The organism is Peribacillus sp. S4 (assembly GCF_046715815.1).
Taxonomy (GTDB): domain Bacteria; phylum Bacillota; class Bacilli; order Bacillales; family DSM-1321; genus Peribacillus; species Peribacillus frigoritolerans.
Map to the genome: position 1 here is coordinate 2,559,213 of NZ_CP175708.1, position 18,554 is coordinate 2,577,766.

Annotated in this window: 18 protein-coding genes and 1 pseudogene; 9 read left to right on the forward strand and 10 right to left on the reverse strand. The window is 39.3% G+C overall.

Features of this window, described 5'->3' with window-relative positions; all coding sequences use genetic code 11:
* Positions 1–87: 87 nt before the first annotated feature.
* Positions 88–441: a hypothetical protein gene (locus tag ACJ9PY_RS12205; protein ID WP_411740123.1), complete on the forward strand. Its 354-nt coding sequence runs from the start codon at positions 88–90 to the stop codon at positions 439–441.
* A gap of 182 nt (positions 442–623) precedes the next feature.
* Positions 624–1,571, forward strand: coding sequence for a DMT family transporter (locus tag ACJ9PY_RS12210; RefSeq protein WP_411740124.1), 948 nt, complete (start codon positions 624–626; stop codon positions 1,569–1,571).
* Between the two features lie 320 nt (positions 1,572–1,891).
* Here ACJ9PY_RS12210 and ACJ9PY_RS12215 read toward each other — a convergent pair whose 3' ends face one another.
* Positions 1,892–2,977, reverse strand: a complete 1,086-nt coding sequence (locus tag ACJ9PY_RS12215; protein WP_336619042.1) for an MBL fold metallo-hydrolase — start codon at positions 2,975–2,977, stop codon at positions 1,892–1,894.
* A 260-nt stretch (positions 2,978–3,237) separates the two neighbouring features.
* Here ACJ9PY_RS12215 and ACJ9PY_RS12220 point away from each other — a divergent pair, with 260 nt between their 5' ends.
* Positions 3,238–3,981, forward strand: a complete 744-nt coding sequence (locus ACJ9PY_RS12220) for a type II toxin-antitoxin system SpoIISA family toxin (protein ID WP_223255799.1) — start codon at positions 3,238–3,240, stop codon at positions 3,979–3,981.
* Positions 3,982–4,161: a hypothetical protein gene (locus ACJ9PY_RS12225; RefSeq protein WP_034312075.1), complete on the forward strand. Its 180-nt coding sequence runs from the start codon at positions 3,982–3,984 to the stop codon at positions 4,159–4,161.
* 495 nt (positions 4,162–4,656) lie between these two features.
* On the opposite strand, the gene ACJ9PY_RS12230 is transcribed toward ACJ9PY_RS12225, so the two are convergent.
* On the reverse strand, positions 4,657–5,616 hold the full coding sequence (locus ACJ9PY_RS12230) for a diguanylate cyclase (protein ID WP_411740125.1): 960 nt from the start codon (positions 5,614–5,616) through the stop codon (positions 4,657–4,659).
* Between the two features lie 532 nt (positions 5,617–6,148).
* On the opposite strand from ACJ9PY_RS12230, the gene ACJ9PY_RS12235 reads away from it, so the two are divergent.
* Positions 6,149–8,719, forward strand: coding sequence for a helicase-related protein (locus ACJ9PY_RS12235; RefSeq protein WP_411740126.1), 2,571 nt, complete (start codon positions 6,149–6,151; stop codon positions 8,717–8,719).
* 63 nt (positions 8,720–8,782) lie between these two features.
* Here ACJ9PY_RS12235 and ACJ9PY_RS12240 read toward each other — a convergent pair whose 3' ends face one another.
* On the reverse strand, positions 8,783–8,989 hold the full coding sequence (locus ACJ9PY_RS12240; protein WP_411740270.1) for a YqaE/Pmp3 family membrane protein: 207 nt from the start codon (positions 8,987–8,989) through the stop codon (positions 8,783–8,785).
* 311 nt (positions 8,990–9,300) lie between these two features.
* Between ACJ9PY_RS12240 and ACJ9PY_RS12245 the strand changes: the two genes are divergently transcribed.
* Positions 9,301–9,972: a hypothetical protein gene (locus ACJ9PY_RS12245; protein WP_411740127.1), complete on the forward strand. Its 672-nt coding sequence runs from the start codon at positions 9,301–9,303 to the stop codon at positions 9,970–9,972.
* A 581-nt stretch (positions 9,973–10,553) separates the two neighbouring features.
* Here the strand turns inward: ACJ9PY_RS12245 and ACJ9PY_RS12250 are convergent.
* From ACJ9PY_RS12250 to ACJ9PY_RS12260, 3 genes and pseudogenes are all read right to left on the reverse strand, one after another.
* Positions 10,554–10,865, reverse strand: a complete 312-nt coding sequence (locus tag ACJ9PY_RS12250) for a hypothetical protein (RefSeq protein ID WP_098936493.1) — start codon at positions 10,863–10,865, stop codon at positions 10,554–10,556.
* A gap of 313 nt (positions 10,866–11,178) precedes the next feature.
* Positions 11,179–11,340 (reverse strand): hypothetical protein, encoded by a 162-nt coding sequence (locus ACJ9PY_RS12255; protein WP_411740341.1) that lies wholly within the window; start codon positions 11,338–11,340, stop codon positions 11,179–11,181.
* A gap of 290 nt (positions 11,341–11,630) precedes the next feature.
* Positions 11,631–11,884, reverse strand: a pseudogene (locus ACJ9PY_RS12260) (four-helix bundle copper-binding protein).
* Positions 11,885–12,014: 130 nt separating this feature from the next.
* On the opposite strand from ACJ9PY_RS12260, the gene ACJ9PY_RS12265 reads away from it, so the two are divergent.
* Positions 12,015–12,404, forward strand: coding sequence for a DUF948 domain-containing protein (locus ACJ9PY_RS12265; protein WP_411740128.1), 390 nt, complete (start codon positions 12,015–12,017; stop codon positions 12,402–12,404).
* Positions 12,405–12,499: 95 nt separating this feature from the next.
* On the forward strand, positions 12,500–12,865 hold the full coding sequence (locus ACJ9PY_RS12270) for a DUF948 domain-containing protein (protein WP_057277700.1): 366 nt from the start codon (positions 12,500–12,502) through the stop codon (positions 12,863–12,865).
* A gap of 223 nt (positions 12,866–13,088) precedes the next feature.
* Here the strand turns inward: ACJ9PY_RS12270 and ACJ9PY_RS12275 are convergent, their stop codons facing one another.
* A complete protein-coding gene (locus ACJ9PY_RS12275; protein WP_034312059.1) occupies positions 13,089–13,280 on the reverse strand; it encodes a DUF3934 family protein in 192 nt (63 codons plus the stop codon).
* A gap of 180 nt (positions 13,281–13,460) precedes the next feature.
* The gene (locus ACJ9PY_RS12280) at positions 13,461–14,792 is read right to left on the reverse strand and encodes an oligosaccharide flippase family protein (RefSeq protein WP_411740129.1); all 1,332 of its coding nucleotides are present in this window, start codon (positions 14,790–14,792) and stop codon (positions 13,461–13,463) included.
* Positions 14,793–15,173: 381 nt separating this feature from the next.
* On the opposite strand from ACJ9PY_RS12280, the gene ACJ9PY_RS12285 reads away from it, so the two are divergent.
* The gene (locus tag ACJ9PY_RS12285) at positions 15,174–15,452 is read left to right on the forward strand and encodes a hypothetical protein (RefSeq protein WP_034312053.1); all 279 of its coding nucleotides are present in this window, start codon (positions 15,174–15,176) and stop codon (positions 15,450–15,452) included.
* Positions 15,453–15,714: 262 nt separating this feature from the next.
* Here ACJ9PY_RS12285 and ACJ9PY_RS12290 read toward each other — a convergent pair whose 3' ends face one another.
* A complete protein-coding gene (locus tag ACJ9PY_RS12290; protein WP_057277697.1) occupies positions 15,715–17,151 on the reverse strand; it encodes an amino acid permease in 1,437 nt (478 codons plus the stop codon).
* A gap of 372 nt (positions 17,152–17,523) precedes the next feature.
* On the reverse strand, positions 17,524–18,474 hold the full coding sequence (rocF, locus tag ACJ9PY_RS12295; protein WP_034312048.1) for an arginase: 951 nt from the start codon (positions 18,472–18,474) through the stop codon (positions 17,524–17,526).
* Positions 18,475–18,554 lie beyond the last annotated feature (80 nt).

The window sequence follows — 18,554 nt, forward strand, 5'->3', positions numbered from 1 at the left end:
TATGATTCTTCATAAAAGAGATATTGTTATCATGTTGTTTGTGCTGATTTGGTGTCCTTCTATCTGTTGTGTTCGATGGGGTTAACATTGCTGGCGCCGAGCTTGATGCTGAACTTGATCAACACAGCCTATTATGGTTTTGGGCAATTCCTGCCTGGATTATTATCGATTTTCTTTTTTCGCTCCATAAGACCTGCAGGTATTGCAGCGGGCCTCATTGCGGGGAATCTGTTCGCCATAGGAATGCATCTGGCTCAGATGAATTTCTTGAATATTAATATAGGCTTAATTGCTTTATTGATAAACTTCACAGTTGCTTATGCCATCAGTATGTATTTGAAAAGAAAACAGAAAGCCCAGACCGCTTTTGAAGAACCAATTGCCTGCAATAGTATTGAATTAGAAGAAACCTATCCAAAAAACTCTGTCATTGTCGATTAATATTTCTTACGATAAGATGCATTCAGATTTAATTCAACCATACATTATTGTAATAGGCTTAAAAATTCGTTAAATATCCAGAAAAAGACCAGTTTTTTTATCTCTAACTTGGGTTGCAATACAGATGCAAAGGGTACTATACCTAAATAGGAATATAGTAATCTAGTTGAGGAGTTGCAGCCATGAAATCCCGATCATTTGCATACATGTTAGCGCTATTTCATTCAAGTATTGTCGGCCTATCTTTTTTATTCACGAAAATGGCGATTGCTGAATCGAATCCGCTTGATACTTTGGCGTTCCGGTTCACGATTTCTTTCGCCATCATTTTATTCCTGGTCGCCGTAAAAGTCATAAAGGTGAACTATTCTTGGGAGTCGGTTAAAAATCTTGTACCACTTTCCCTATTATTCCCAACTCTTTTCTTTGCCTTTCAAACTTTCGGACTTAAGTATTCGCAATCCACCGATGCTGGAATTCTGTCAGCCGTCACTCCAATTCTAACATTGATGATAGCTGGATACTTCCTTAAGGAGAAAACATCTTTATATCAAAAACTTTCGATTTTCTTGTCGGTAGTTGGGGTCATTTTTATTTTTGTGATGAAAGGGAGCAGCATCAATTTTTCTGACATGCTTGGGATGGTATTGATCCTGCTATCCTGTATTGCAACTGCTTGTTATACAACGATGACCCGTTCACTTGCCAGGAACCATACACCAGGTGAAATGTCCTTTTTCATGATGGGAACAGGCTTTGTCATTTTTAATGCAGCTGCACTCGTTACCCATTTAAAACAAGGTACGATGGCGGAATTCTTTACACCATGGTCGAGCATGGAATTCATCAGTTCCATTTTGTATTTGGGAATATTGGCTTCATTGGTCACTTCATTATTATCCAATACGATTTTATCAAAAATAAAAGCGTCGCAAATGAGTGTGTTTGCCAATCTTTCCACTGTTGTCACGATTGCGGCAGGAGCTCTCATTCTAAATGAAAAGCTTACGATCTATGATATATTGGGTTCGATACTAATCATTTTAGGCGTAATAGGCACCAATTATTTTGGAGTGAAGAAAGAGCATTCAATAAAAGTGAATCTTGAGTATAATGAAGGGAAATTGTAAATGAAAAAGGTCCATCCCAATATGGATGGACCTTTCGACTGTAGACAAACTCGATGAAAATCGAGTTTGTCTACAGTTTTTTTTGGCTTGTTTGGACGTTGATTGGAACGTAGGGCACTCGCTTTCCGCGGGCGGTCAGGGAGACTCCTGCGGGGTCTCCCCTAGACGCGCTTTACCCGCAGGAGTGTCGTACACCCGCTCCAATCAACTTAGATATAACATTTAGATAGAAACCAGACCTGAGGGGGGAAGGTATTGCTTTGGGTCATTTGGTTCGGGAACATCATTTGATGAATGATACGTTTTCCGAACCCCTTTTTTCATTTCCACCATCTTGTTTGAGGGAAGTCCGTTGAACCAAGCACTACCGGTTCGCCTATTTGAGGTGTGCAGACCTGGACACCCAGGTCATTGGCCGCTTTTGTTACCCGTTCTATCGGATCTGTCCAGTCATGAAAAGACAATGTGAAACCTGCCCAATGAATGGGGATCATCCGTTTTCCTTGTACATCGATGTGTGCTTGAACAGTTTCTTCCGGAATCATATGGATGGTTGACCAACGTTCATCATATTGGCCGCATTCCATTAAAGTTAAATCAAATGGACCATATTTTTCGCCGATTTCTTTAAAATGGCTGCCATAACCACTATCGCCGCTGAAATATACCTTTTCTTGTTTTCCTTTAATTATCCAAGAACACCAAAGTGTCGTATTGCCATCGCCTAAACTTCTACCAGAAAAATGCCTTGCAGGTGTACAAATAAATTGCAAGTCCTTGAATGAAGCTTCATCCCACCAATTATGTTCCTGAATCAGTTCTTGTTTAACGCCCCATCTTTCTAGATGTCCACCGACACCGAGTGGGACAATGAACTGGTTGACCTTATCTTTTAATTTCTTTATCGAGAAATAATCCAAATGATCGTAGTGATCATGTGAAAGCAGGACGGCATCGATAGGAGGAAGCATATCGATATCAAAAGGCAGCTCCCCGCTAAAGCGCTTGTTCCCGAACCATGGAAAGGGAGTGGGTGCTTTGCCAAACATGGGATCCACTAAAATGGTTTTCCCATCTAACTCCAACATGAATGCAGAATGACCAAACCAGGTGATTTTATTGGAATTCTTAGAAGCGGGTTCTTTTTTTCCAATTATAATGGGACTGTCGGGCCTCCTCTTTGGATTAGGTTTTATGAAATCACGTAAAATGGAACCAGTATGCCTAAGACTCATCGCTTGACTGGCAGGAATCTGATTTTGGAATTTCCCTTTGGCAAAATTCTCTTTAGTAGTGAAACTTCTTACCTTTTCTTTGTTTGTCCGTCTTCCAAGCGGAGGATAGAGGTTAAGGAAAAGTAACAAGAGTATAAAAGTAGAAATGAGGATCTTAATAATTTTCATCATGATAGCTTCCTCCAATAGTAATCATAGCTTTTATTAATACATATCATATCATAGAATTTATACGGTTATTTACTATGATGTCCCACAATATAAATGATAAAGATATCTGTAAAATCACATTGGGTGGAGTGTTTTTTCTTTTGGCAAATGTTTAAGTTTCACCCGTCTCAGGCAGGGAATAGAGGTATATATAATGAATAATATAGAGGACGGGATAAGGAATGTAGCAGCTGAATGGTAGGGGGATAAATCGATTGTTAATGTTTTTCAGAGTCTTTGTATGGGTAGTATTTATTGCATTATTAGCCTATGTCATTCTTTCTTGGAAATATAAAGAGAAGGTTAGTAAAAGGATTGAAGCGATTCGAAAAACCTGGTATATCATTTTTATACTGGGAGCACTGATTTATTGGAATTTCTATCCGATGAGCATTTTTAATGAGTGGGAAAATTTCTTGATCATGGCTATCGTATTCATCCTGATTGATATGTTTGTGTTCTTGAGCATGTATATATCGAAGATTGGCGATAACGAGCTATCCTATGCAACAAAAGCTGTTGCGGAAAGTGATAAACTATTAACGGATAATAGGGAAAAGGTCAAGAATATGTTTCATCTCCTAAAGAAAGAAGGAATACCTGAGTATTATCAAACGAATAAGGAATACTTGGCTTATTTGAGCATTCTCCTTCAAGCATATGCAGCAAAGGAAGGGATGAACGTGAAAATCCTTCCTTTCAAAACCGAACAGGACAAGCAGTCGGTGATAAATGGGGTTCCGAACTTGAATGGCAGTACCATTCGTGCTACATTGGAAAGAGAAGATACGTATTATAATGATGAAGAAAAAATGGCTCTGCAGCCTGTTAGTATTTTGATGGAACCCTATATCCTTGACGTTAAATCAGAAAGCTTCGTTTCAGAAGTCGATTGTTTATTGATAGCATTATTAATCATGATGTTCGATATGGTCATAAAACAAAAACCAGGTGGTGAAGGATAAATGAGCATTTATGATAAAGCCGGCAACGACGTGTCAGTTGCCGTAATCAAACCACAGGTTAAAATACCCGATGTAGGTTTAAGTCCCCACACTAAAAAAGTGATGAAACAGAACGAACGCATCATTCTGAAACAAAAAGAAAAAGCTGCACGCTTCAGCCGGTTAAAAAGTGTTTTGTGAAAAGGAAGGGGTTTTTCCTTTCCTTATGATATTTAATGGTTAACCCGCATATACTATTCAAAATCAAAGAATAGGAAGGGTCTTTCAGAATATGAACAAAAAGCCCGAGAGAGTTAACATCCCGGTCCCCTCCGCTTCACCATCCGAGAAACGGATACATAAGGCAAATGCCGACCTGCTCAAGCTTTTGCAAAGGCTGAAAGCGAAACGTTGGATTTTTTAAAGGTGAAAGAAAGCCAGTCTCCTAAGGAGAACTGGTTTTTTTATTTGGCTGTTTTCGCATACTTTGTTGCTATTTACTAAGTAGTGCGGTGTGGTTGATTTCCCCTCCAGATGCTCGCTTTCCTTGGTGCGGGCGGTGAGCCTCCTCGGCGTAAACGCCTGTGGGGTCTCACCTGTCCCGCTGCTCCCGCAGGAGTCTCGCACTTCCGCTCCAATCAACCTTGTTTTAAAAATAACAATCTTTACGAAAAGAGCATTTTATTTTTTACATGATCACTCAGGGTGGAAGTATTGAATATTTTTCCGTCCAGACTCTTTGGCCATATACATGGAACGGTCTGCTTTTTTCAAAAGTGAGTCCATTTCCATACCATGATGAGGATAAAAGCTAATCCCTATGCTAGCTGATACAAAATGATCATTTCCATTAATGGTAATGGGCATTGTGGATAAACTGTTCAATAATAATTCAGCGTTTTGCTGAGTGCTTTTCATTAAATCCTCACAATGCGAAGGATTTAATAATACAATGAATTCATCACCACCGATTCGAGCCACCTGACTGCCTTCGGGGACGGTTTGCAAAAAACATTCGGCAGCCTTTTTGATGACGCCGTCACCAGTATCATGTCCAAAGGAATCATTAAAAAATTTAAAATGGTCAAGATCGATGTAAAGAAGGGCCATTTCATCGTTCGTTTTATCTTGATGATAATCAAAATAATTATAAATGAAGTTCCGATTATAAAGACCTGATAAAGGATCCCTGATAATCCCTTTTTCAAGATTGATGGCATGACTAATCAAAGCTGCCATAGACTTAATGAGGGTTAGGTCATATTCTTTAAAAACATGAGGATTAATGTCGAATGCACATAATGTCCCAATGATTTCATCCTCATTTATTAGGGGAGCTCCCATAAAACACCCATTCCCGATAAACCTCGTTGCAGGGTGGTCACTAGTCAATTCATGTTTCCATAAATTCGGGATAACGAGTGGTTCCAAGCCATTCTCAACAACTAATTTACAATAAGCCATATTATAAGGAAGGATGTCACCTTCACAAATTAACTTTGCATTTCTATTGAAGGACTTGATCATGAAACTCTGGATGGGATTCACTATAGAAAGGAAAAATGTATTGACCTCAATGGTTTGAGCTAATAGTGCTAATACTTCTTTAGCGATGGAATCAAAATTTTTATAATAGTTGATATCTTGCTGAATCATTCTCAGGCTCCTTTTTTTATCTATATTCTTTTTAGGTTTTCTGATGTTATTTCTTATATTCAAAGCAAAGACACAAAAGCGTAATCTGAATATCGTGACAGTTGCCCGGATTTCCTCTAAACTCAATTAAGGGGTTGGAATTGTATTATGGATGAATCATGTAATCGGGAAAGTTGAAAAATGGACCTTTACTTAATTTTCGGCTTTTTTTTATTATCATTAAATTCTCCTGATTATAAAACGATTCTGGCCAAGGCTGGGTATCTCTTCATAATCCATAAATTCTAATCAGTATTTATAGCATTATACTGTAAATGAAATGGTGAGAGTAACTTTAATGTGCATATTTGGCATATTTTTGATATTCACCTTGGAAAGCAAAGCAACCTGGCATTTTTGCATCCTCTCATGATAACGGAGCTCATGAATTTAAATGATAAAACGAATGTACCAAACTCATTTTAAACAAGAATTTGGGGAGGATAAAAGGAAGTAATAAAGTACATATTGGATAATTCAAAAGGGGATCACTATGGGAAAATTAGAAAGTATATATCCTATTGCTATAGAGAATACAAAAGAAAAAATCATCCAGGATATTGATTTTTATTTAGAGAATCAAGAGACAATGCCTTCTTATTCAGCATATATATCAGACAGGACGACTTTTATTGAGCAAATTTGGATTAATGTTTGGATAAATAAAGCATCAAATGATGTGCCCAGAAAGGAAAAAAAGGCTTTTTTAAGCGAAAGGGGATTTGTAACGGAAGGTTCAGACCATAAGCTGATCAATAGCATGTTCCGGAACGAATTAAAGAAGTATCGCCCATTTGATGGCTTAACGTGGATTAAAAAAACCTTTGCCGACAATCAAGAAGATTGGGAGAAGAGATATAAAAATGCAAGGGAGAAATTCTTTAGGCGACAAGAAGAACAGCGGCTTGCCAAACAGCGTTGGAAAATACGCGCAAGGCTGCAAGAAGAAGCCCATTCATTTTTCGAAAATAACTCACTTCTTTTATATTTACATGTCAGGTATTATATTGCCGGTATAATGGCAAAAGATCTGAAGAATAAGCCTAAATTCCAATATGTCGATCCGTACTTGCTTGAAGAACAATTAGTTGAAGAGGGCGGTTTTCAAGCTGCCGAATACCTAATGGTCACTGACTTTTTCGAAGAGCTGACAGGCGATATCCATTCGTTAATCGGTTGGGGCCGGAACCGTTATGAATATGAAAATTACTACTACAGGTATGAAAGGTTAGTTTCGGATTTCATAATGAAATTAGCCCCTGACAAATACTTGAACCATCTATCTGCCGCCCTGCATCATGATTTTTTGGAGTCATATGGGGAAAGGCTGACGGACGATGCCCTTCAAGGTATACTAAGCGATGAATTGGCCGATTTGTCTCAGTCCTGTTTTGATGAGCTTCAGGAAGAATACCTTTCTGATTTACTGAAGCTTGAAGGAATTCCTTTTAATGAAATATTGCACGAAGAAATATTTGAAAAAGACGTGGAGAACAGAGAAAGAAGAAAAGCTGAAGTATTGGCAGAAGAAGCCAGGAAGCGGGCAGAAGAGCAAAGGATGATCGATGACATCATCGGTAAGGCCTATACTCCATCATTAGGAAAAAAAGTTAGATATGTTTTGCATATAGGTGAGACCAATACAGGGAAGACGCATAAGGCCCTGGAAAAAATGAAACAAGCGGAAAGTGGTATGTACCTGGCTCCACTTAGACTGCTTGCACTGGAAGTGTTTGATAAATTAAATGCGGATGGTGTACCTTGCTCATTAAAAACCGGTGAAGAAGAAAAGGCTATTGAGGGTGCGAAACATGTCTCCAGTACCGTTGAAATGTTTCATGAAAAAGACTACCATGAAGTAATCGTCATAGATGAAGCCCAAATGATTGCCGATAAAGATCGAGGCTTTTCTTGGTTTAGGGCAATTACGCAAGCTAATGCGAATGAAGTACACATAATCGGGAGCAATAATATCAAAAAGATGCTTCTGAACCTTCTGAATGAAGCAGATTTAGAACTTCACGAATATAGACGGGAAATACCGCTTGAGGTGGAACAAAGGGAGTTTGGACTGAAGTATACCAAAAAAGGGGATGCCCTCATTTGTTTTTCTAGAAGGCAGGTACTGGAAACAGCATCCCGGCTTAAAGAGAGTGGACATAATGTCAGCATGATATACGGCAGTATGCCTCCTGAAAATAGAAAACGGCAAATAGAATTATTCAATCGCGGTGAAACATCAGTTGTCGTTGCCACCGATGCGATTGGAATGGGATTGAACTTGCCAATACGCCGCATCGTCTTTCTTGAAAATGAAAAATTCGACGGGACACGAAGAAGAAGATTGACTTCTCAAGAAATCAAGCAAATCGCAGGCCGAGCGGGTAGAAAAGGGATTTATGACACGGGGAAGGTAGCATTTACAGCAGAAATCAAAATCATGAATAAGTTGCTGGAACAGGTAGATGAGCCAGTTCAAACCTTCACAATCGCCCCAACCTCTGCTGTATTTGAACGTTTTCAAAAATATTACCGGAACCTGGGGACATTTTTCGAAATGTGGGAGAGGTTTGAGCCTCCTAAAGGCACGAAAAAGGCTTCGCTATCGGAAGAAAGGGAGCTTTACGAACTGATACGGGATACAGAAATCGAAGCTCGTTTTTCTTTAATGGATTTATATGGTTTCCTGCATATTCCTTTTTCGGCAAAAGAACCAAGTCTGATCAGACAGTGGCTGGAAACGGTCGAAGCGATTGCCGAGAACAGTGACCTTCCTGAACCGATCATCAAGACAAGGAATCTTGAGGAATTGGAGCTATCTTATAAAGCGATAGGTCTTCATCTTTTATTTTTATATCGGATGGGTAAGCGTACGGAAGCTGTTTATTGGGAGCGTATCCGTGAAGAAATCAGTGATGGCGTTCATGATCAGTTAAAAGATGAAATGTTGAATTATCAAAAAAAATGCAAGCGCTGTGGAAAAAGGCTGCCTGATGACTCACGTTTTCAAATATGTGACGCTTGTTATCATAGAGGGATTAGAAAGACGCACAGATTCAATTAAACGAATTCTTTTAATAATAACCCGAATACATTGCATTCGGGTTATTGGTGTTTGCATAAATCACTAAGTCGTTCGTTTCAGTTTAGCAATAAACGCTGCTTGCCGCTTCATTCGTTTATCCGCTTTCTTGTCATGCACCACTAGGATTGCATGAATTAATCCAGGGACATAAAAAAATAGTGTGAGGACCAAATTAAGCACAGCCTGAATGGGTTTACCGGCCAATAAAACCGCTAATGGAGGGAAAAGAATCGCAATTAAATAAAGAATGGTGAACACTCTCCAATATAATGTTTTTTAACTGACTTCGGTTTGTTTCTCTTAATGGTTACTTTACTTTAAATGAGCAGCAATTTGGTTACTGATGTTCCATTTTCCTGATGATTCCCCTTGTTATCGCCTTGATAAATATATGCTCAAGAGCCCGATTCATACCTACTGAGCAATCTGGCTCAAAGAAGCAGTCTTTTACCCCGATATAGGAGGGACATGGTTATTCATCGTTTTTGCTGCCATCGGTCAACGTGTCGCGTTTTTGTGTTAGAATAATCAGAATACTAACTGACGAAAGCGGGAGATTTATGAAAAAAAAGATAGGCTGTTTGCATGCACACTATACAAATGTAGAATACATAGAAAACGCATTCTCGAAATTCGATATTGAATGGCTTCATTTTGTAGATCCGGGATTGATGCAACGGGTGTCAACGGATGAAAATTTTAATTATTCGGATGCTCAAAAAAAGGTTAAACAACAGGTCGAATGGATTGCCGAATGTAAAGTGGATGCCATCCTGATAACTTGTACAAACTATATTGCTTTATTAAACGAAGAACAACTATCTTTACCCATGCCCATCATTAAAATCGATGAACCATATTTTGAGCAAATTTGCCAATTGCAGCAGCCGCAAATGATATTATTCACGAACCCTGCCACTGTTGAAGGAACGGTCAAACGTTTAACTGCACATGCTGAAAAATTTGGGACTGTGGATTTTGAAGTCATCATTATCGACGATGCCTTTGAATTCATTATGCAGGGATTGGGAGAAAGATATAATCAGGAAATCATGAATTATTTATCCCAGTTTAAAAACGAAAATAGACGGCTGTCTGTAGCTCAACTATCAATGGTCGAAGCGGCAAGGAGATATGAACTTCAGACAGGACAGACAGTTTTAAATCCATTGCATGCATTGGTTGATTCCATGATCGATCAACTAGAACTAAGTTCCTTGAGTGGCGTTTGAATACGAGGAAGTATTTTGCCCATGAACGGAATGATTGTTAAATTCAAAAAGTGTCTTTGGGTATGAATTCATGAATGATCTGGTTAAATCACAATGCAGGGATTTCAGAAGATAAACTCGAAAAAAAAGCGAGTTTGACTGCCGTTTTTTATTTAGGCTCTTTTCGTAAAGATTGTTGTTTTTAAAACGAAACTATTTAAGGTTGATTGGAGCGGAAGTGCGAGACTCCTGCGGGAGCAGCGGGACAGGTGAGACCCCACAGGCGTTTACGCCGAGGAGGCTCACCGCCCGCCCCGCGGAAAGCGAGCATCTGGAGGGGAAATCAACCACAACTCACTACCTGGTAAATAGCAACAAAGTATGTAATTTCAGAAATCCATTCCTTTCCGACTACTGTCTGCCAAGCCGCATCAAAGAGGCTGTGGTGTCCCGGCTAGCCAGTAACTCGGCAGGAGTGTCGCAAATTTGTTCAATCCAATAAGGATTATAGTAAAAAACATGATGAAGGATAATCTAGTCTTATTATATATTTTAGGTAGAACCCCATTTTACAAACTGAAATCCCTATGCAGGGATTTTTTTTATGCCTTTGTACGGATTTGTTCTCGTATGTTTTCAAGTTCTTCGAGGGATAGATCCGTCAGGGAATTTTTAATTTCCTCTTCGACCCGTTTTCGGTCAAGCTCCCTATATTCGCTCCACCAATCCCGCAGCCCTTCGGTGTTTTCGAGAAGATACTCTATATCGATTTCTTCTTGCTCATCATCTGATAAATATCGCATGACTGCACCTAATAATCGATTGAGTTTAGCTGCTTCACTTTCCTTCTCAGGTGAAGCGGGGGTATCTTTAACTTCTAAATCATCTTTAGCAGGAACATTCCGAGGTGTCATAATATCCTCCTGTTTTTAATACTAGTGTGCCTAAAAAGGGCGATTTTCAATAGATGTTTTTCGTATTTGTTGAAATTTCTTGGTAAATAAATTTCAACAAACACCTCGTTAGAATATATAAGAAATATCATCATCCTTTAATAGGTTCAAAAAGTAGTCAGTTGGTAAGGGGGAAGGATAATAAAAGGAATAGCTAATGCTATTCCTTACAGTTTGTAGACAAAAGGGGTACGGAATTAATAAATTCTGAACCCCTTTTGAAATTTCCTCTGAATTTCGCCTAAAGTTATGAGATTGGGGCTCTACGAGTGCACTATGTTAGGCCATTTTTGGACCTGGCCATGTTCAATTGGCCATCTTCTTTAAATTTAATGGCAGCCTCCATTTTACGAACCAAATGGTTCGGTGGCACAAGTTGATCTATAGTAATCATTTCAAGCTGATCTAGCTGAATAGAATCATGTTTAGAAGTCATCCTCATCACCTCAGGTTTTAATACTTAAAACAAAACTCACTCCAGGCAACAGTGTTCTATCTAAAAGGTAGGACAAAGTTGATTGGAGCGGGTGTACGAGACTCCTGCTTAGAAAATCGCGCCTAGGGGAGACCCCGCAGAAAGCGAGCCTTACGTTTCAATCAACGTCCAAATTGTACAAGCCATAAAAATGGACAAACTCGATTTTCATCGAATTTGTCTATAGTCTTAAAGGAATAGCTAATGCTATCCTTACATCAAGCGACTATTTTTCTGCATTCTTCTGCGCATCACAAACAAGCCTCGGCACATTTTTGACACTGTTCATGATCGTGTTTTTTGCATTCATTTCCGCAGCTTTCACAAATCTTGACAAAACATTAGCCAACTCTGAAATAAACGGGGTTCCTCTACCTATCGCCTGTGCTAAAAAAGAGCAAATATCCGCACATTCCCGATCCAAGCGAATGCTTTCCAGCATCATGTTTACATGTTCTTCTTTTAAGCATGCGTCGTAACAATGATTACACGCCTTTACTATTATCCATTAAACTACCCTTTAAACTTCTTTTGGGGAAAGGTAAATGGTTCTTTAAAACTGATCGGACAAGTAATGGACTATAGGGAATGAATGAAAGGGACAATGCATAAATTTAAATGAAAGGAGTGGATATATGAAAATGTTCATTAAATTAAGTGTTGCCAGTGTCACCGGAGCCGTCGTGTATTTGATATATAATGTCAACCAGACGCTGCGTAAAGGAATGGGAACGCTCGAAGAGACAAATAAGACACTGGAAGAGGTAAGAAATGCTGTCCATGGATTGACGCAAGAGTCCAAACAACTGATCCACTCTGCCAATCAAATTACTGCGGATGTAAAAGGGAAGATGGAAAATGTAGATCCATTGCTGGAATCCGCTCAAGATGTTGGGGAAATGATTCATAATGTAACCAATACCATGAAAGAAGCCAGTTTGGAAGGCCGCCCCAAGGATTTATTCACACCGTCAGCTCCTTCAACTCGAACTAAAGCTGGGGGGGTTCAAATAAAACTCAGATAGAATCATCATTTATCTTTAAAAACAGGCACCCCGGGATTCACTAACCTATTAAAAGCAATTGTTTCTACCATTTAATTCAGAGGGGGAGCTTTATCTTGATTATTCAATATAGTGTGGCTGCAATCGCTTTAGCCTTCATTTGGTTGGTCGTATTTTTGATAAGTACACTTCAAAAGGGAATGGTCACGATAGGGGAAGCCAATCACACATTGGTTGAGGTGCGAAATGCCATCCACGATTTATCCGGCGAATCGAAACAACTATTGCAAACTGCAAATGAAATCACCGACGATGTAAAAGCTAAAATGAAAACGGTTGAACCATTATTGGATTCTGCCCAGGACGTTGGTGAAGCGATACATTCGGTTACAAACTCTGTTAAAAAAGCCACTAACGGCTTCCGTACAGAGTTTTCCCCGAAAAAAATCAATGCTATCAAACCCAAAAGCCAAATTAGATAAAAAAGAAAAAAATGAAAAAAATAAAAATGAAAGACACTGCCGGGTTTTGGAGTGTCTTTTTTGATGGTATGTAAAATAGCCGTACTCTTATGCCTCATTTGGATATTGTTAATGGTTTATATCTATAAGACCCATTTCTCTCATACAGATCTCTTAACACCCTGTATGAGAATATGGAACAAACATAAATGTTGTATGTTTTGTGGGATTGTAGGACAAGTAATTATTTTTCTGTCTTGTCACCTGTAGAGTGACCGGATGTTTTTGAATCACTGGAATGCTTGACGCCTTTACTAACATATGGTTTGGCGCTTTTTTTCTTGTTGGCACTTGTTTTCCAACGATTCCAGCCCTTCTTGCCCGTTCCAGTGCCCGTACCTTTACCCGTTCCGCTCTTAGCCTTAGCTTTACTCATGAAATCACTCCATTACTATTGTATGGTTAGTTTAAACCATTTTACTTGATTATTACCCAAGTATGTTGAAATATACAGTAACGAAGGTGATATGTACAGGGAAAGGCTCAATATTTTTAATCTAAATCTTTATAAACCAATAATAGCAAGGTTTTTGCCGTGCGGAACTTGCTTTTGGCTTCACTTTATCGATATCGATCTTGATTTCGTCAGTAAGATGCTTATGCCGATTTTTTTGCAAATGGTCAAGTAGTGCATGAAGGTTAATAATACCGCACCAGTGTTCATTCCTAAAATGATTCCTCCCATATTAAGAGAAGCCTGTGACCCTAGGATATACATCATTAAAAAGGCAACAATATGGGACCATACGGTATGGATGAAAGCATCTTTCACTAAACCCAGGCCAATGAGATAGGCTTGCATGGGAATGACAAAAAAATGAAAAAGGAAGTAAGGACATAATAATTTTAAATAGTATGCGGCAGAAGTTGAAGAAAAAAAGAGGGAGGTCAAAGGTTCCGCAAAGAAATAAATGAAAAACACGGCCGGAACTCCATACAATACGGTGAAAGACATCGATTTTTGCAATAAAACCCTCAATTTTTCTTTATCCTGCCTCTTGTATGCATTCGAAACATTCGGAATGAGCATGATCATTAAGGAATGCGCGATAAAGGCTGGAAAGAAGCCAATCGTCATTGCAACTCCAGTAAGCATCCCAAAATGCTCTGTAGCCACTACCGCACCGAATCCTGCCGAGAGAAGGGCAGTGTGGATCAAAAAAGGTTGGATGGCATTTGTTATCGCATGAAAGATCCTTAACCCCATGGTGGGCAGAGAAACCGCCAATAACTTTTGCCGTGCAAGTTTACCGGTTGTCCGTGAGTTCGTACCGCGCCTCATGATCCGCATTTGAAGAATCAAAAGGTTGATCAAGTAAAGAAAAACGAGGAACTCACTGCCAATCAAAACAAAAAAGGCCATCAATAATGACTTTTCCTGGTTAAAATGAAATAAGTTAAAGATGAGGAAAAGCAAGCCGAATTGAATGATATCTTTTAAAAAGTTGGAAAAGGCAATCTTCCCCATTTGCTGGACACCCATGAAATAGCCTCTTGCAATCGACGAAAAGGCAACTATTGGGATCAGTGTGATGAGCAGCCATTTAATATAGGGATGGTATTTGTCCATTATGGATGAAAAGTAAAGTATGAAAGGCATGACTACACACATTACCAATACGACGACTGCAGCCATCTTAAGTGCATGAATGATAAGATTATAATGCATGGTCTGTTTATTTTCCGCAACGAATTTTGAGATGGAAATATGTAATTCAAGGCTGGCGATCACATATATCAAAAAGAAAATTGGCAATATGGACATATAAAGCCCCATGCCCTCTTCGTGTAATTCCCTGGCTAGGAGCATGTTCACTAAAAATTCGATACATTCACCAAAAAACGCTGCGACAATCAAGATGAGCGTTCCTTTATAAAAAGATTTCATGTTGGTCCACTCCTAACAAGGTGTTTGTATAAAGATATGAGACATGCCATGGAATATTCATGAGGAACTGCAGATCACGGCTATACAAAAGGCGATTATGCCTATGGCAATCCTTATTAATCGCTGTTGAAAGATAAAAAATTAAATAAGGGTAAGCTCGGGAAATGGAATGAATCGATTTGGTTACAATCATTTCTAATGGGAAAATCATTAGCCATGACATTTATCAAAAGGCTTCATACGGTGATATTCCAATCGAGGGCTTTTTTGTTGCCATGTTTCCTTTGTCGAAAGTGTCAGAAGAACATAAGAGTGGGACACGAATTTCGCTTTGAAATTCAAGCTTTATTTTGCTATCCTTTAGCAGAGGGGATGATCAATATGAAATTCACATCTATTAGTCAATCAAATATAGATGAATTGTGCATTGCGTTTGAAAGTTGTCTTACGAAACATGACATTACATTTAAATATGTAGATATGATGGAGGATAACGGAATCATATCGTTTATTTTTTGTGATGACCCGGAAAATGCGAGATCTGTCGACATGGAAAGTGAACGCTTCATTGGATTGGACACCGATTACATAGCTAAGGAAATTTTAGAGCCAATCCTGCCTAAATTAAAAGAATTTGCACAATATAAAATCATCGATTAAGATGATTTTTTTTGTTTTGACATTTGGTTTTTATTGCCCAGATGTATCTTGAAATTTAACTTCCTATATATATACAGGGGTGGTTAGGGGAACTAAAAAAGCTGGAAAGCGGTTTACCATTGGGTAGCTGGCAGGAATGGTGACTAAATAAAAGAAATACCCTGGGTGTGTAAACATCCAGGGTATTTCTTCTTTGAAAAGCAATCTTGATGGATTGTAAAAATTACTTTTCACCACTTACTATACTTCGCAGCGTTCTGGATTAAATGACCATTTTTTTACCGGCATTTAATTCAACTTCCTGCTTAGGCGTTTCTATGGTCTTGTTTTTCTTCACTCTAAAGTGATAAACCGCATAACATCCAAGGAAGAATGTTCCCCCGCAATACAGGGCCATTCGCTGCTCAGGAACAAATGCTAAACTGATCATGACGATGCAGTTTGTTGCTAAAGCAAGAATGGGGATGAATGGGTATAGCGGAACTTTGAATTTCAGATTTTCTATCTTTCCACCTTGGCGGGTATATGATCTTCTAAAAGCAAGAAGACTAGCAGATATGGCAATCCAGCCAATTTGTGCACCTAATCCTGCAAGGGAGAGAAGAAAGACAAATACTGTGTCTGCAGCCACTACACTAGAAAGTAAAGACAAACCGGCAATCGCCAGTGTGATGAGCAGGGCATTAAGCGGAATTCCTCTCTTATTCACCAAACCGAGTTTCGGACTTGCCATGCCTTCCCTTGAAAGCGAGTAGAGCATACGTGTGGCAGCATAAAGGCCGGAGTTCGCCACTGACAATAGTGCTGTAAGAATGATGAAGTTCATGATGTCAGCTGCATACGGAACCCCGATACTATCCAGTACAACAACGAATGGACTTTCTGAGATACCTGCTTTTTCCCTTGGAATCATCGCCGAAAGTACAGTGACCGAAAGAACAAAGAAGAAGAGGGTTCTCCACACCGTTTGTTTGATGGATTTTGGTATGACCTTTTCCGGGTTTTCACTTTCTCCAGCGGCAATTCCGATTAACTCTGTGCCCTGGAAGGAAAAGTTCACTGTAATCATTGTGATGAGCAGGGCCGATATCCCATTAGGAAAAAGACCCTCAGCGAAAAAGTTTGAGAAAAATGGTGTCTCTTGTCCACCTTTCATATCAATCAAACCAAACATAGCAGCACCGCCAACGATGATGAACAGAATGATGGCCAATACTTTTATGCTGGAAAAAACAAATTCCGATTCGCCAAATGCCTTTGCTGATAAGGCGTTTAGTGAAAAGATGAGAAAAGCAAAGATTGCACACCACATCCAAACGGGTGATTCAGGGAACCATCTTTGCATAAGCTGGCCTGCCGCCAGAAACTCCAAGGCAACTGTAACTGCCCAACCTAACCAGTAAAGCCATCCAATGGCAAACCCGGTGCCAGGACCGATGAACTTTGTCGCATATGTCTGAAACGAACCGGAAACAGGCATCGCAACGGATAGTTCACCTAGACATAGCATCGTTAAATACATGATGAAGCCGCCGACTATGTAAGAGAGGATAGCGCCGAAAGCTCCTGCTTCATGAATGGTATAGCCCGAACCGATGAAAAAGCCCGTACCAATACATCCCCCTATTGAAATCATAAATAAATGTCTTGCTTTCATGCTCCGTTTTAATTCATTTGGTTGATTTTCTGCTGTTTTCATTGAAAAACTCCTTTACCTGATGGGTGCAAACGGTTTCATTTATGTTGGGACGTTTTTAGGGAATTTGTGTTCTTACAAGTCTAATAGCTTAGAATCTGATTCTTAGTTGATGTCGAATTCCCTCCGAAAGGAGATTACTTCTGCATTAAAGAAGCATGATTCAAGGAACATAGGTACCTATGCAGAATTAATTTCGAAAGCGCCGCTTAATAAAGAAAGAGAAGCCAAGCGTCAGGAAACTAGGGATATAAATTGATTCAAATCGATCATCCGCCAATGGAGGAAGAAGCTCATAAACGAAGTATGGGCTTTTTCCTATGGAGTATCACTTTAAAGAACTCTCTATCTTTCTATCAAAAACAAAGTGTCCGATTATTTAACTTGAGCCAATAAATCAGGAGTGATATGTTCTTCCGCTCCATAAAGTAATTTTTCCCCAAGCAATGAGCCCATTAATGCGACAGCAACTTCAGCCGTTTTATTATGCTCGTCCAATATTGGGTTTATCTCAACAAACTCTGCCGATGTAATGATATTAGCTTCAGCCAGCATTTCCATGGCAAGATGGCTTTCACGGTAGCTAATGCCTCCCATTACAGGCGTACCGACCCCAGGTGCATCATCTGGATCAAGACCATCAAGGTCAAGTGATAAATGTACAAGATCCGTACGTTCTTTCAGATAGGCGATCGATTCTTCCATCACTTTTGTCATACCCATTCTATCAATCTCATGCATCGTATAGACTTTAATTCCTTTTTCCCTGATTAACTCTTTCTCACCTTGGTCTAAAGAACGGGCACCAATGATGACAATGTTCTCTGGTTTGACCTTTGGAGAATATCCGCCGATGTTAGTCAGTGCAGGGTGGCCAAGACCCAAACTTACGGCTAGGGACATACCGTGTATGTTTCCTGATGGGGAAGTTTCGGCAGTATTTAAATCCCCATGTGCATCATACCATATTACCCCTAAGTTTTCAGTATGCTTCGCTAAACCGGCTAATGTACCGATAGCAATGCTGTGATCTCCTCCTAAAACTAAAGGAAAACGATTTGCTTGGATGACTTCATCCACTTTTTGACTCAATTTTTCATTACCTTCTGCTACATCCTGCAGATTCTTTAAATTTGTGTCACTATCACTTTGTGCTCTTTCCTGTATTTCTACTTTAATATCACCTTCATCACGGACAGTATAGCCAATGTTTTCAAGTCTTTCACTTAATCCTGCATATCTGATGGCACTTGGCCCCATATCCACTCCTCTTCTAGTTTGACCAAGATCCATTGGCACACCAATGATTGAAATTTCCTTTTTCATATGTAATTCCTCCTTCGATTTTTCTACCCTAGTATAAGGGTAAAATGATAGATGACTCAACTCGACATTTTTTTGAATAT

Coding starts and splice junctions, on each gene's coding strand:
- ACJ9PY_RS12210 (WP_411740124.1), top strand. CDS start 624: ATGAAATCCCGATCATTTGCATACATGTTAGCGCTATTTCATTCAAGT.
- ACJ9PY_RS12215 (WP_336619042.1), bottom strand. CDS start 2,977: ATGATGAAAATTATTAAGATCCTCATTTCTACTTTTATACTCTTGTTA.
- ACJ9PY_RS12220 (WP_223255799.1), top strand. CDS start 3,238: ATGTTTTTCAGAGTCTTTGTATGGGTAGTATTTATTGCATTATTAGCC.
- ACJ9PY_RS12225 (WP_034312075.1), top strand. CDS start 3,982: ATGAGCATTTATGATAAAGCCGGCAACGACGTGTCAGTTGCCGTAATC.
- ACJ9PY_RS12230 (WP_411740125.1), bottom strand. CDS start 5,616: ATGATTCAGCAAGATATCAACTATTATAAAAATTTTGATTCCATCGCT.
- ACJ9PY_RS12235 (WP_411740126.1), top strand. CDS start 6,149: ATGGGAAAATTAGAAAGTATATATCCTATTGCTATAGAGAATACAAAA.
- ACJ9PY_RS12245 (WP_411740127.1), top strand. CDS start 9,301: ATGAAAAAAAAGATAGGCTGTTTGCATGCACACTATACAAATGTAGAA.
- ACJ9PY_RS12250 (WP_098936493.1), bottom strand. CDS start 10,865: ATGACACCTCGGAATGTTCCTGCTAAAGATGATTTAGAAGTTAAAGAT.
- ACJ9PY_RS12255 (WP_411740341.1), bottom strand. CDS start 11,340: ATGACTTCTAAACATGATTCTATTCAGCTAGATCAGCTTGAAATGATT.
- ACJ9PY_RS12265 (WP_411740128.1), top strand. CDS start 12,015: ATGAAAATGTTCATTAAATTAAGTGTTGCCAGTGTCACCGGAGCCGTC.
- ACJ9PY_RS12275 (WP_034312059.1), bottom strand. CDS start 13,280: ATGAGTAAAGCTAAGGCTAAGAGCGGAACGGGTAAAGGTACGGGCACT.
- ACJ9PY_RS12280 (WP_411740129.1), bottom strand. CDS start 14,792: ATGAAATCTTTTTATAAAGGAACGCTCATCTTGATTGTCGCAGCGTTT.
- ACJ9PY_RS12285 (WP_034312053.1), top strand. CDS start 15,174: ATGAAATTCACATCTATTAGTCAATCAAATATAGATGAATTGTGCATT.
- ACJ9PY_RS12290 (WP_057277697.1), bottom strand. CDS start 17,151: ATGAAAACAGCAGAAAATCAACCAAATGAATTAAAACGGAGCATGAAA.
- rocF (WP_034312048.1), bottom strand. CDS start 18,474: ATGAAAAAGGAAATTTCAATCATTGGTGTGCCAATGGATCTTGGTCAA.